The organism is Paenibacillus nicotianae, from assembly GCF_042681745.1.
Taxonomy (GTDB): domain Bacteria; phylum Bacillota; class Bacilli; order Paenibacillales; family Paenibacillaceae; genus Saccharibacillus; species Saccharibacillus nicotianae.
The window spans coordinates 1,522,752-1,537,488 of the sequence record NZ_JBHUGF010000010.1; the positions used below are offsets into that span (position 1 = coordinate 1,522,752).

General features: G+C 38.1%; 8 protein-coding genes and 2 pseudogenes. All 10 read right to left on the reverse strand.

What is annotated here, in order from left to right; translation table 11 throughout:
- Positions 1-2 precede the first annotated feature (2 nt).
- The gene (locus tag ACFSGI_RS11000) at positions 3-1,052 is read right to left on the reverse strand and encodes a BtrH N-terminal domain-containing protein (protein WP_204824176.1); all 1,050 of its coding nucleotides are present in this window, start codon (positions 1,050-1,052) and stop codon (positions 3-5) included.
- The gene (locus ACFSGI_RS11005; protein WP_204824177.1) at positions 1,030-1,611 is read right to left on the reverse strand and encodes a hypothetical protein; all 582 of its coding nucleotides are present in this window, start codon (positions 1,609-1,611) and stop codon (positions 1,030-1,032) included. Before ACFSGI_RS11005 ends, ACFSGI_RS11000 begins: the two co-directional genes overlap by 23 nt.
- 181 nt (positions 1,612-1,792) lie before the next feature.
- Entirely contained in the window at positions 1,793-2,260 is a 468-nt protein-coding gene (locus tag ACFSGI_RS11010) for a DinB family protein (protein ID WP_204824178.1), read from the reverse strand.
- A gap of 804 nt (positions 2,261-3,064) precedes the next feature.
- Positions 3,065-4,003 carry an alpha/beta hydrolase gene (locus ACFSGI_RS11015; RefSeq protein WP_204824179.1) on the reverse strand — a complete coding sequence of 313 codons (939 nt, stop codon included), beginning with the start codon at positions 4,001-4,003 and terminating at the stop codon, positions 3,065-3,067.
- A gap of 165 nt (positions 4,004-4,168) precedes the next feature.
- The gene (loaP, locus tag ACFSGI_RS11020; RefSeq protein WP_204824180.1) at positions 4,169-4,702 is read right to left on the reverse strand and encodes an antiterminator LoaP; all 534 of its coding nucleotides are present in this window, start codon (positions 4,700-4,702) and stop codon (positions 4,169-4,171) included.
- A gap of 139 nt (positions 4,703-4,841) precedes the next feature.
- Positions 4,842-6,047: a cytochrome P450 gene (locus ACFSGI_RS11025; RefSeq protein WP_204824181.1), complete on the reverse strand. Its 1,206-nt coding sequence runs from the start codon at positions 6,045-6,047 to the stop codon at positions 4,842-4,844.
- Positions 6,048-6,094: 47 nt separating this feature from the next.
- On the reverse strand, positions 6,095-6,610 hold the full coding sequence (locus ACFSGI_RS11030; RefSeq protein ID WP_204824182.1) for an isoprenylcysteine carboxylmethyltransferase family protein: 516 nt from the start codon (positions 6,608-6,610) through the stop codon (positions 6,095-6,097).
- Positions 6,611-6,749: 139 nt separating this feature from the next.
- Positions 6,750-8,051: a non-ribosomal peptide synthetase gene (locus tag ACFSGI_RS23250; RefSeq protein WP_417629449.1), complete on the reverse strand. Its 1,302-nt coding sequence runs from the start codon at positions 8,049-8,051 to the stop codon at positions 6,750-6,752.
- Between the two features lie 114 nt (positions 8,052-8,165).
- Positions 8,166-9,737, reverse strand: a pseudogene (locus ACFSGI_RS23255) (type I polyketide synthase); the annotation flags it as partial.
- A gap of 183 nt (positions 9,738-9,920) precedes the next feature.
- A pseudogene (locus ACFSGI_RS23260) lies at positions 9,921-14,735 on the reverse strand (SDR family NAD(P)-dependent oxidoreductase); the annotation flags it as partial.
- Positions 14,736-14,737: the final 2 nt, after the last annotated feature.

The following is a 14,737-nucleotide window of genomic DNA, read 5'->3' on the forward strand; positions in this document are numbered from 1 at the left end:
CATCAATACTCCATTTCTATCTTTTGATCCTTTTTCTCTATAATTAATTGATTATATTCGACTATTTCTTGCTCTAGCTGACGAATATTTTGTAATTTGTGCCAGATTCGCTCTACCATCTGTTGGCGCTTTTCGCCTTCGGCATATTGGCTTTTTAGTGCCATGTTAGAGACTAATTTCCAGCGTTGTGCTACATATTGGTACATTTGAATTAATTGTTCTAATGATGAATGATAAGACACACCTTGCTCTAGAAAATAAGTAAACAAATAGCGATTATTGCTTATTCGAGATAAATCTTGATACATCCGCTCTACATATTCATCTGTCAGCATCAAGATATCTGACAGACATTCTCTAATATGATTCAGATACTGATCCAGTGCTTGTAAGCCGGTATAAGCATCAGTTAAAGGTTGACCATGATCTGTTGTAATCGTTTGCGAATATTGACTTTGCATAACACTAAGATTCATTTGGATCACATCATAAATGTCTTTTTCTGTTACTGCTGTTGTTACTTGACTACTATCCACCACATTATAGACATAATGGGTTCCTTCTTCAATCATTTCTGTTTGTTTAAGATCCAGCGCATCGATTAATGTCTGTTCATCAATACTTTCTTTGAGATGATAAAATTCATCGATAAATTCAAATTGCTGATCCGCATACCCTACAAGTAATAAACAATGGGCAAAGTGATGCAGTTGATACAACGAATTATATTTCATATCAAACACATCTAGCCAGACAATGACAGGCTCTCCTTGCATCAGGAGCGTTTTAATATGTTCTACGACTGTTGTTTGATCATTTTCGCGATAAATCTGTAGCTTAATCCGGTGAATCCATTGTAGATCATTTTCAGTAGCCATATAGATAGGAGATAACCGACCTTGCCCGACTGTTCCTTGTTCAGTGTAAACGATTCCACTTTGTTTCCAGACACTACAAAACTCAGGCACATTGTGATATGCCAGAATACTACTCACACATAATGTAAAACAATCTTCTCCGTCTTTGGGTTCAGGTCGTGGCTGCATGTTCATTGGTATTCCCCTTTTTTAAAGTCATTGAGAATATATGCATACAAGGATTATCCGGCAAGACAATAGTGTTCATATAGATAGGATGCTCAAACCATAACGTTTGCAACCAGATCGTTGTCTGTTTGCTTGTTAACAGCGCTCCTTTTTGTGTATAAATACCACTACAGCGATAGACAACTTTTTCCTGATATTTGGGCATATGATCTGTCCAGTTGGTCAAAGCTAGCGGTGTCTGGTCTACGAGCGTATCGTCAAAATAGTACTCCATTTGTTCTTCATACGAACCATTATCGGCTGCTCCCAAAATAAACATCGCTGTATAATGATCCGCAGGAATATCCAATTGTTGATTTTCTAATTCTATATTATTAAAAGTAGCCTGAGCATCTGGAAATAAAAATGGAATATCTTCGATAATTACATCTGTTTGATCAGGGATTTCATCCCCGGGATATGCTGAACCGAATGTAGTAAAATTACCGATTCGTTGTTCTAATTCATAACTAAATCCGTTGTTATTGTAATAAGTAGATAAAGGTAATGGGTAATACTTTTCCAACAAAATCACCTCTATAATATTTTATTTTATGTAATTATATTCCAATTAATTCGAATATTACGTTATTTTAGAACGTTAGTCAATCTTATCGCTATCACATCGTTTGATTCTATTCAGAGCATCAAAAAAAGGAGTATAGCATCTTCGGCTATACTCCTTTTTTATCGTGATGTAGAACAAATTAAGATTGTTTAACAAGCCGAGACATAGCGTTGATCATCCCAGAATGTGAACTTTCATGCATCGTGTTCAGTTCTAGTACATTTCCAATAGTTTCTGCTTTGGCAAAGTTATCTTTATTCGCGATAGGCTCATTTATCTGTCCTGCAAATGTCTCGCGTAACACTTGGGTTTGTTTTGTAAATACATCAAGTAATTCTTCCCATGCTGGTGCTTCAGTTGTCCAGTCTGCCGGTTTGGTTCCCGGTCCAAAAAAGGTTCTATACTCCGCCGGCACTTGAGAAGCATGACCAGCAAATCCAAGCACAATTACATCAGCAATAAAAATGATATGACCCAATTGCCAGTGAATATTGTTGTTGAATCCTGTAGGAACGATCGAACGTTGTTCTGGAGTCAACTCCGCCGTATAGCCAAGAATGCTTTTACGTGTTCTTTCAAATAATCCAAATATAAATAAGTCTGACATGTTGCTCCTCCTAATAAAATCTAATGAAATAATCGTCCGATTTAATGTGAAATAAAAGCGACCTTTTAAAGTCTAACTTTAATCCATTTTAAATTCAACTTTACGGTATATAAAATCGATAAAAAAGCTAAAAATAAACAGTAAATGTAAGCGAAATCAAGCATATGTGACCTGAGTTATCCAAACCCCATTTTACAGTCCGAAAACAAACTTTACTCCCCTTTAACTTTTGAAAATATAGGTTTATTATATAGACATCACCAAGAGGTGCTGAACCACATAAGCAACAAACAAGCACCAACAGGTGATAGTCTCATTTCCGTATTAGTAGTTAAGATCTACAGGAAGGGAGCAGGATTCCGTTGGAAAATGTTAGCGAAGTATACTAGAATCGATAACACGCAAGAAAAGCGTCAGTGAAAACGTTTTTCGTGAGATCGTGGGTATACGGGAAATCATTAGCGACATGAGTATGGATGGAAGCCGGATTGATTTGATGAAGTTCTCCAAAACTTGAAGATTGGAGGAACGGATATCGCTATCTCCTTTACGTAAAGTTTGGAGGTAAGGCGAACAAAGCATCATATTTAACTATCAAATAAGTATAACAATTAGTACAAACGATTATTGAAATGGTGAAGACCTGATAATCGGCAACATGGAAAATATGAAAGTATGTGCCATGTCACGCAGGAGGATTGTTTCAGGAGGAAAAAGTTAATTGTATATTCAAAATAACACGTAAAACCCCACACTCTTGATAATCAAGGATGCGGGGTTTTATGTGTTTTGTAGATTAATTTTTTATAGATTAAATATACGTTTGAGCGCTTCTGCCCCTTGTAACACGCCTGCTTTGGCTTTATCGATCTGAGGCATACTCATAAATCCATGAATCATTCCTTCGTAACACATATACTCTACAGCTACACCTTGTTCTTGCAATTTTTTGGCATAAGCGGCTCCGCCATCTCGCAACGGATCGTACTCGGCTGTAATAATCATTGCGGGTGGTAATCCACTCAAGTCTTCATATAATAATGGCGCTGCATATACATGCTGGCTTTCTTCATCTGTATTGAAGTAATGCTTGCGGAACCACTCCATCATCTCTGCTGTTAACAAATACCCTGTTTGATTTTCACGATAAGAATCGGTTTCTTTCTCATTACCAACAGATGGATAGTATAATAACTGGTATTGAATAGCAGGTACTCCGCCTTTTTGGTTGGCAATAATACAAGCGACTGTAGCCAGATTCCCTCCTGCACTATCTCCACCTACTGCAATCTGCATAGGATCAATCTCAAATTCTGCTGCATGTTCTGTTAGATATACTAAGGCATCATAAGCATCCCAGACAGCCGTAGGAAATTTGTATTCAGGGGCTAAGCGGTAATCGATAGAAATAACAGTGCAACTAGATTCGTGAGCAAGTTGGCGACACAGTTCGTCATGAGAATCCAAGCTTCCTACAACCCATCCACCCCCATGATAAAACACAAGTGCTGGACGAGGGCCTTGCTCTGCCGTTGGTCGATAGATACGAATAGCTATATCACGGTCTTTCAAAGGAATCGTTTGATCTTTTACTTCAAACAGTTCCGTTTTATTTGTCGCAAATGGTAAAGTCATCATCTTTTCCATACCCCGATAGTCCGATGGAGAAATCGTCTCAAATGGAGGCATAGGGAATTGATTAATCATATTCAATAATTGTTGAAGTTGCGGATCGACAGGCATAATAAAATACATCCTTTCTTTTACTTATTATAGTAGACCTATACTCAAGAATTGATTCCCCAACTACAGGTATAATGAAACCTTTATTTCGAGACTGTATTCTATGTAAAAAAAGCCAGATCACTTTGGTTAGCGATCTGGCTCATAGCCAAAATATTTGTTAGTTTACGACAATGGCGACAGTATTTCAATTCCAACATCAATCAGTCGAATATCATTAAGTAACTGTACTTCAATTTTGGCTCTACCTTTGCGTTTATCAATTTTACGTATAATAGCTTCTTTGCCCATTAAAGGCCCTGAAATCACATGAACATTTTTATCCAATACCATAATATCAGAATAGCCAATAATATGATTGTGTCCAAATAGTTGAAGTAACCACTCCATTTGATTTTCAGGAATTTTAGTAAAATATTCTTTCGTATGACCTGTAGTACAAGAAGAGCTCCCTACCAAATAGTAAACATGAGGCGTTGTTTTGATCGAATGATAGACATCTTGAATCCTATTCGTTTTCACAAAAATATAACCAGGAAATAATACTTTCACTTCATCTTGGACAATACCTTGACGTTTCTCCGGTATTATCTTTTTGGGTATCATGCATTTGAGTTGCTTGTCGTCATAATGTCGGTCGATATGCTGTTTAATATGGTCTTCTTTACCGGTTTGGACGAAAAATGTATACCAACTCATAATGCCTCCTCAATAAAATGAATTTTAGATCAGAACATTAATTACATATTAAACCATTTTTATTATACAAAAGTAAATTAAAATAGGAAAGTATTTCCTTTACATTGTTGTCAGTACTCTTTTATGCAAAAAAAAGTACCTATGTACTTTGTCCAAGTTCCACAGGTAAGCTTTTGAGGCTATAAATATTGCTATAGGCAATATCTATTTGATAATTAGGGCTTACTCTCATGTTAGGATACTTTTGCAACAGAGCGGTCAGCGCTGCTTTTACCTCAATACGAGCTAATTGAGATCCCAGACAAACGTGGATTCCTTTACCGAACGAAAGATGCTTGTTGTTGCGACGATTAGGAATAAATAATTCTGCTTGTTCAAAATGATCTTCATCCCGGTTCGCTGATCCGATCCAATTCGCGATATAATCGCCTGCTTTTAATGATTTGCCACCGATCACTGTATTTTGGGATACTTTACGAATAGTACGTTGAACAGGCGCACGATATCGTAACACCTCTTCCACTGTCGTGGGAATAAGTTCTGGTTGTGTATGCAATGTTCTGAACAAATGGTTTTGATTGAGAGAGTAAATAGAGTTAGTAATCAGGCTGGTTGTCGTTTCATTACCTGCAATCAGCAGAAAAACACAACTTCCCATCAGTTCTTCAGGAGACAGCCTATAGCCATTTTCTTCTGCTTGAATAAGGTCTGAAATAATATCCTGTTCTGGTCGAGCACGCTTAACCTCTATAATATGTTGGAAATAAACGATTAACTGTTGACTTGCTTCTGCTTGAATCTGAGCAATACGCATATACTCTTCTATCGTATTGTCTTGCGGAGCTACAGTCAGTGTACTTACCCATGCTCGAAATTTCTCCGAATCTTCTGTAGGAATACCCAGTAACTCTGAAATAATAATCATTGGAAGTGGAAAAGCAAAATCCTGCACAATATCTATCTGCGGCTTTCCATTAATAGCATCCATTAAATCAGCTACAATTTGATCGATTTTGGGAATCCAAGACATTACAGCTTTGGGTGTAAATGCTCGATTGATCAATGCTCGATTAAGAGTATGCTTGGGTTGATCGAGTCCCATTAATGAATCTTTGATAATATCAGGCAACAAAACAGCATTTGAGAAATAATCTTTGTCTTCAGCTACTCTTTTCACATCATCATACTTAAATACATTCCATACGTCTTGTCCTTCATCATAGTACACAGGTGCATTTTGTCGCATATGTTGATACCATGCAAAAGGTTCATACTTCTCTTCATTGGTTGTAAAGCCAGACACTTGAGTTAGATCGGGAAAGTACTCTCTTGTTTTGTTCTCCATTATGGTTCCTCCTAAAATTATTTATTGTGATGCATACTTACTATTTTTTAATATTGTTGGAACGTCTGCTTCATTACTTTTTCTTCCAACGAAATTCGATTAATTAAGGTAATAAGATGCAAAATAAATAATGGAATAAAGACTACCCATGCTTGAGAAATCAGTGCAAAACCAATTAATTCTGGAATAATGTTCATATAGTAATTAGGATGACGTACATGTTTGAATAATGGGCTTTCCACTAATTTGTGATCTTTAGCAATATACAATTTGAATGTCCAAAAAGGGCTAAGTGTCCGAATAACATACATCAGTGTAACCAAAGAAAATAAATACACCAGCAATCCAACAATCGTAAGCCAGCTAAACTGCACATCATATACAAAAGCATAGACAATACATCCTAAATAGATTAATCCTTGTACCGCAATCAGTAGTTTGCTGTTGTTCATCCCGTATTCTACTCCACCATTGGCTTTGATTTGTTTCTCATTACGTGCAGATATCATTGCAGACGGAACACGAACCATACATAGCAAAATTAAAATAATACCGATCATCATTACAAACATCTCCTCTTATTTTCGTATGGGGTTACTCTCTGTAAAACAAACACTACGATTACATCCAAAAGAAAAATCAACAAATACCCCGGTTCTCTGCATCACCTCCTTTACAGGGTACCGTAGGCTGTTTACTAATTTATAAAGTTGTAGATGATACTTCTTTAGCAATATCGGATGGCGTATAGATCGATCGAATCGATGTTACGATTTGTTGCAACGATTGAGACTCAGACAACATCACAAAGTGATTAGAAGCATCAATATCAACGATATGAAGATGTGGTAAAACTGTTTTCCATTTCTGCCAGTAGTCTGTAGGACTATGACTGTTCTCGTCGACAAAGATACCCTTCTGATTACGGAAATAGTAACTACGAATCGATTGTGAATCTAACAAAGGTAATGGCTTATATTGATCTAACTCATAAGCTTGTTCTAAACGATAACAGGTATTTATAAATGTTTCTTTGGAAACAGTTGAACCGTTTGGATAAAGCATGTGCCATAGATGTGGATGATCAGTAGTTAACCCAAAATGAGAATCTTCTGGATAAAAAGAATCAATCATAACTATTGAAGATACTTCTTGCTCCATAGTCTGCAATATACGAGCGATCTCATATGTTAATACGCCCCCTAGTGAATAGCCTCCTATATCGTATGGACCTTCTGGTTGGATATCACGAATCATACGTGTGTAATACGCAGCCATAGCATACATACTTTGCAAAGGTGGTTCCTCATTGAAATAGCCTTTAGCCTGAATACCATAAAAAGGTCTGTTCAATTGATGGGCTAGATCTATATAAGATTCAACTCCACCTGTTCCACCATGAATCCAAAAAATAGGTCTTCCTGTTGTTACTGCATTTAAATGAATCAATTCCGAATAAGAAATAGATTCCAAATCTGAATTAGTCTTTCCATCGTTAGCATCAGCAGGAATAGCAGCTACTAACTCTTCAATCGTACTGCACTCCACAATATCGTCTAACTGAATTGATGGATAAATATGACTCTGAAATTGTTGTAGCATTTGTAAAATAAGAATAGAGTTCATCCCATAACGCTCTAACGGTACATCTGGTTGTATAGATGTATCTTGTACGCCTAGCAAATCAGCTAAAATAGTAGTAATTTGCTTTTGTATAGAAACAGCAGAAGCGACTTCGACGTTTGGCGAGATTGATTCTATATTCGCATCAGTTTGTACATTTTCTGGATTTTGTTGATGTTGTAATGTATCTTTATGCTCTTCTTGTAACTCCACTTCTTTGGCACGAGATGATACAACATTCACCCAATATTTTTCTTTGGCAAACGGATACGTCGGTAAGCTTAGCCGTTGTGGCTGAGAATCTTCGTACCAGGCGCTCCAATGGATATCAATTCCTTTCACCCATACTTCAAGCAATTTGTGATATTTAGAACGTTGCATCCATTTATGCACAGCTTCAGACAATTCTTCATCTGCTTTGAATAACGAAATAAATGATTTGTGCGCTGAAGCATCGCCCTCGTACACATTTTCTATAGGCTGTTCAGATACAGAATAAGCGTGAAGCTTTTCTTTTAATTCTTGAATCGAAGTCACTACACATCCGAATCGTATCTCAAATGATTCTCTTCCGACTTGAAGTGTATACGCAATATCAGAAAGCTGATCGTCTGTATAGTAATTTTGTTGAAGTACTTGTATCCACTGCTGAACCTGTTCTTGCAACCGTTCTTTGGTAACGGCAGACAATAAGAACACTACAGGCTGATGTGGAAATTCTTTTCGGTTATCATGTTGAGACGTTGCAGGAATATATTCTTCGAGTACGACATGCGCATTGGAACCTCCAAAACCAAAAGAGCTTATTCCTGCCCTGCGTGGTATCTCTTGTCCGTTCTCATTTTGAAGTCTGTGCCAATCCCGAGTTGATTTAACAATATAAAAAGGACTGTTTTCTAAATGGATATAGGGATTTACAGTTTCAGCATGTAGACTTTTGACCAGCGTCTGATGCTTCATTTGCAATAACACTTTGATCACTCCAGCGATACCTGCTGCCATTTCCAAATGACCAATATTCGTTTTGACAGAACCGATACCACAATAACCGATAGAATGATCAGGTACTGTAGGTTCACCGGATGAAGATTGAAAAGCTGATTTCAAAGTATTGATTTCTATCGGATCTCCTAGTGGTGTTCCTGTCCCATGAGTTTCAATAAAGCTGATTGTATCCGGCAAAATACCTGATCTTGAAAAGGCTGTTTGTAACAAAGCGGTCTGTGCTTTGGGATTAGGTGCTGTGAGAGAACCTGCTTTGCCCCCATGATTTTCATAACTGCCCCGAATTACACCGTAAATATGATCTCCATCTGCTTCGGCATCTGTTAACTTTTTCAAAAAGATCATCCCTACACCTTCTCCGCGTGCATACCCATCTGCTTGGGCGGAAAATGTTTTGCAACGTCCATCTGCACTAAGCATTCCTGCTTTATTCAGACTAATATGGGCATCCAGTGACAGAATCGTGTTCACACCACCTGTTACTGCTGTATCACAATCACCGCTACGGATAGCATTTACGGCTCGGTGAATAGCGACTAATGAACTTGAACAAGCGGTCTCAATCGGTTGACTCGGCCCATGCACATTTAAAAAATGACTCATTCGATTCGGCCCGACTGACGGTACATTGGCTGTAATGGAGTAAGCTTCTACATTTTCATTAGCTTGCGCCATCATAACGTTATAGCCACTGCTACCTGTTCCGACGAATATGCCTAACTGTGTACCTGCTAAGCTCGAAGCGGCATAACCTGCATCCTCAATCGCTTTCCAAACATACATCATTAGTAGACGTTGCTGTGGATCCATATGCACGGCTTCACGCGGAGAAATACCAAAAAATAAAGGATCAAATTCATCAATCCCTTCGATAAATCCACCCCATTTAATATTGGTTTTATGATTATTTTGATTAGGATCACCAAAGTGTTGTTTCCAGTCCCAACGATTAGAAGGAATCTCACTAATACAATCTTTGCCGGACACCAGATTATCCCAAAACTGATGGATATCTTCGGCTTGTGGAAATTTAGCACTCATTCCGATAATTGCAATAGGTTCTTGCTGATCTACAGATAAAGAAGATACAGCAGGAAAGGCTGATTTTTGTATTGGACTCCCTTTTGATTTGGATGATGTCGATACATTAGAATTAGTGGGCTTCGTTGGCTGAGTACGTTGTTCTACAGGATCACCAAAGAAATGCTTTATTGCTGTACTGTAATGCTCGATCAAAAATGCTGTAATTTGTTGAATTGTTGTTTGTTCAAAAAAGTGAGCTGGTGTTAGATCAGTTTGTAATTGATGATTTAATTGATCTGCTAACTGTGTAAATAAAATCGAATCAAATCCATACTCATTCAACTCGACATCATTATCTATATCTATTAGTTGTACTTTGAGTATTTTAGCAGCAGTCGCCTTGATTAACATACTTACATGCCCTTCGACTATAGACGAAGAATCTGTTGAACCGTGTTCTTCGATAGACTGTTCGTGTAACGAAGATACAGTTACTTCTTCTATATCTTCCTCTGCTAACGATGACTGTGGTGCAGTAGATACTTGTTGCTTGGTCGATAAATTAGAAGAATCAATGTCTGGAACCCAATACCGATTTCTTCTAAATGGATACGTAGGCGCATGAATAAATTGACACTCTTGATCTGGATACAATACTGTCCAATCGATCTTAACTCCCTGCGTCCATACATTAGCTAGTGTATGCCATTCTTGCTTTGCTACCAGTTGTGATATAAAGAAAGCACGCTCTGCTTGATCATCAGGTATAGTTAATACCTGCGGGGCATTATCTATAGTCGTTTTTTGTATAAATGCGTTCAATTGTTGCTTGAGATCAGCTATATCTACAATATGAAATGCAACACGCGCTTTCATCTCTGTGCGCCCCAATTGCAATGTATAAGCCAGGTTATACAAGTTTAACGATGTATCCGCAGTGTGTACAAAATCTAGTAATTTTTGCGCATAGACTTGAAGCCGTTCTTCAGTCTGAGCAGATAAAGGAATAATAACTGGTCGTTGATGATTATTGTTGCGTTGCTGTTCTATAAGTGCAGGTACAGGAACGTACTCTTCTACTATGACATGAGCGTTACTTCCATTCGCTCCAAATGAACTGATCCCCGCGCGTAAAGGAATTTCAGTTGCGATATTATTATTCGTAATTACAGGTCGCTCCCATACTTTTCCTTGATGTTGTACATAAAAAGAAGTTGATCCAAAAGGAATAAGTGGATTCAACGGTTCGGCATGAAGAGAAGGGAAAATCTCTTGATGCTTCAATTGCAGTAATAATTTCGTTAATCCTGCGATACCTGCGGCAGCTTCTAAATGTCCTATATTGGACTTGAGTGAACCAATAGCGCAAAATTGCTGTTCAGTACTGCCTGCTTTGCGAAAAGCGCGTTCTAACGCTTGTAATTCTATCGGATCTCCTAAAGAAGTTCCTGTACCATGAGTCTCGATATAGCTTAATGTAGCAGGATCGATATGGGCGCTTGCCAGAGCATTTAAGATCACTTCTGATTGCGCCACCGGATCAGGAACCGTAGCACCGGATGTTCTCCCTGAATGATTAAGAGCCGAACCTTTGATAACAGCATAGATAGGATAACCTTGCTTGCGGGCTTCAGCGACAGAAGTCATCAGGACAGCGCCTACGCCTTCCCCGGGAACGTATCCATCTCCATCTTTCCCAAAACTTCGGCATTTTCCTTCTGAAGATAGAAATTGTGCTTCTTTCAAAAATACATACTTATGCGGATGTGTGACTAAATTAACTCCGCCTGCTACAGCGTAATGACATTCACCACGTTTGATACTTTCACAAGCAAGATGAACAGCAGTAAGTGATGATGAACACATACTATCTAGAGCCATAGAAGGCCCATGAAAATTCAAATGATACGATACCATATTGGCAATAGAAGCTGAATTGGTTCCAAAAGCAGAAGGCTGACCTTGTTGTGACATTTCTGCACTATACAACTCATAATGATTCCAGAATACACCTGCAAATACCCCTACACTCCGGCTACTAGAAGCTGAATAATCATGTTGGTTCCGATGTACAGCAAATCCTGCATCTTCACATGCTTCCCATACGGTCTGCAAAAATAACCTAGCTTGCGGATCCATCCGTTCTGCTTGATAAGGCGAAATATTAAAAAACAAAGGATCAAAATCATCTATACGATCGACAAAACTACCATAACGATAATAGTCTTCTACAGCATATGCAGTATGATTAGCCGCCCAACGGTGTTCTGGAATGGTAGTAATCGAATCTTTGCCTGCTTTTAAATTTTCATATAATTGTTCGATATTGTTAGCATCTGGATAACGCCCGGCTACACCAATAATAGCGATATCTGTTAGATCGTCTTTCTGATTATCTTTTGTAGCATTATCTTGCTTTTCCGAGCTTACAGAAGACCGAGGTAGACTGTTTTGCATATGATAACGAATTTGCTGAGAATCGCCATACAATACAGTTAATTGAGGGAAATCTCCCTTCATAATTAGATCAAGCACATTCATCCCTGCATCTGTTGGTAAAGGAATCATCCCTCCAGACTTATACATAAGTTGGCGATGGCTATCACTGACTTGCATCCCGCCTTGTTCCCATAACTGCCAATTGATTGTATATGTGCGTCCAGAACGTTGTCCTTGTTTTACTTTGGTTGCTCGCTCTAATACAAGTTGGTCTAAATAACCATTCGCTACTGCATAATCGGATTGTCCGATATTGCCTACTACAGCAGAGAGCGAAGAAAAAACAACAAAAAAATCAAGAGCTTGTTGAGATAGCACTTGATCTAAATAAGTAAATCCTTGAATTTTGGGTTGTAGTGTCTGATGCAATTCAGTAGTCGATTTCTGAATAAATAACTTATCTTGAATCACACCTGCACAATAGAATACACCATTAATAGTAGCGTACTCTGCTAGAACCAGATGAACCATTTTTTCGACTTGTTCGTAATTGGTGATATCTGTCTGTATATATATTGCTTCAGATCCTTTAGAACGTAGTGATTCTAATTGCAAAGATAATGAATCGCTTAATGCTGATCTGCCTGTCAGAATAAGCACAGTATCTGCACGATCTGCTATATGTTGCGCTAACTCATATCCCAGACCACCCATCCCTCCGATGATCAGATAGACACCGCCATTTCGGACAGCATGCTGAGTAGTCATATTAGAATGAGCATGTAACAATGTCACTTCTTTTAACTTTTTGATATGCCGCTCTAGCCTACGACCTTGATAATGAATACTTATAGATGGAACTACACCAGACTGCTGAAATTCCTGATCTAATCGTTCTCCTATTTGATTGGCATAAGCTACACTTTCTACATCGAATAAGATCAATTGACTTTGAATAAAAGGATATTCTTGAGCAATCGTTTTGAACAATCCTTCGAGTCCCCAAATCGTTCCGGTAGTATCTCGATTGTCAGCAATAATCTGAACGACAGTAGGCGTATGTCCGTTGGTCTGTACATATTGTTGCATGCATGTAAATACCTGTTCGATCAGAGAAGGTAAATAGTCTACTATATTCTGCACATTATGTTGAAGTTCCACGATATGCTTTATTTGAGAATAAGCTGATAATCGCTTTTTCCACTCTGAAGATGGAGTATATAAAATGATCATTCGCTCTACAGAGTTTGTTTCAGTAGAAAGCGATGTTGAGATTGGAGCTGTTTCCCATACAGGTTGATAAATAACGGCTGTGCTTTCAACTGTATCTACAGGATTTGGTGTCAATGGACGGCTTGATAGCGATTGAGACTGAGAATAGGCTTGTAAAAAAGTATCCTGCCAGTGCTCATTTAAATACGCCGCTAATGTAGCAACAGTAGAGTATTCAAATAATAATGTAGGATATAATTCGATTTGAAGATACTGTTCCAAAAAAGTAACCAGTTCTAGCAACTTGATCGAATCTAATCCCAATTCATAAAAACCCGTTTCAGGATCAATCTGTTTGGGATCAATCATCAAAATATCCGCTAATTGCAATTGCAAAAATTCTTGTATTTGTGTTAATGGTAATGCTGATGTATAGCTATCCAATGAGGTTACATGTTCTACTTTGGAATGAATAGTAGTAGCACTGGATGATTCATTCACTAATCCTGTAATTAATTGAGCTTCTCGAATACGTTTGGCAGTAAGATTTTTGAATGATGCAAGAAGATGACCTTCCTCATCATATATCACAATATCGCGCTTAATAATATCTGCATCTGCAATAAGGTCCTCTGTTGTTCGGACAGTGTGAGTATAGATTTGTGCTGGAAAAGAACGATAAATCGCAAATCGCTCAATCATAAATGGAATATACGGTTTGAATCCTTCCATTGACTTTTCATTCCCCTGTTCATCCCAGCGGAACGATGTACCGGCAAAAGTAGCTCCATCGAGCAAAGCTACATGAGCATAAAATTTATTCATATATGGAGTTGCCACAGAGCTGATGTGTAAATGCATCCATTCATTAGCATGTTGCCGATATACAGTGCCCGAATTTTTCATAAAATCATAATGATGAATATCTGAATCTCTTGCTAACCCATATACTTTGTCTATATCCCATTGACTAGCTACCTGTTTGTCTAGAGAAGGCATAGATAAAGATGTCCTAGAGGTACTATCAGTATCTATGGAATGAAGAGAACATTCCATATTGATCACTGTATCGTTCTCTTTGATACCCGGGGTAGCATGATAGACTTTGCGACTCGATACCACTACATCTGTATAGTGATCACGAGTCGTCAAAGTTACCAAAATGTCGATATCGAACTGTTCTGACGTGACAATAGGTTGCTTGAATAGTACATGATGCAATTCAATAGCTTGCGTTCCTAATGCATGAGAGCTAAGACGATAAATCATATCAAGCAACACTACACCAGGAAGTGTACATATTTGATGCACTCTATGATCTTGTACAAAATAATCGGTATGTTTGAGCTTCTGCAAAAAAGTTTCGGTATGAGACGCTATCGTCATCC

Coding starts and splice junctions, on each gene's coding strand:
- ACFSGI_RS11000 (WP_204824176.1), bottom strand. CDS start 1,052: ATGAACATGCAGCCACGACCTGAACCCAAAGACGGAGAAGATTGTTTT.
- ACFSGI_RS11010 (WP_204824178.1), bottom strand. CDS start 2,260: ATGTCAGACTTATTTATATTTGGATTATTTGAAAGAACACGTAAAAGC.
- ACFSGI_RS11015 (WP_204824179.1), bottom strand. CDS start 4,003: ATGCCTGTCGATCCGCAACTTCAACAATTATTGAATATGATTAATCAA.
- loaP (WP_204824180.1), bottom strand. CDS start 4,702: ATGAGTTGGTATACATTTTTCGTCCAAACCGGTAAAGAAGACCATATT.
- ACFSGI_RS11025 (WP_204824181.1), bottom strand. CDS start 6,047: ATGGAGAACAAAACAAGAGAGTACTTTCCCGATCTAACTCAAGTGTCT.
- ACFSGI_RS11030 (WP_204824182.1), bottom strand. CDS start 6,610: ATGATGATCGGTATTATTTTAATTTTGCTATGTATGGTTCGTGTTCCG.
- ACFSGI_RS23250 (WP_417629449.1), bottom strand. CDS start 8,051: ATGCAACGTTCTAAATATCACAAATTGCTTGAAGTATGGGTGAAAGGA.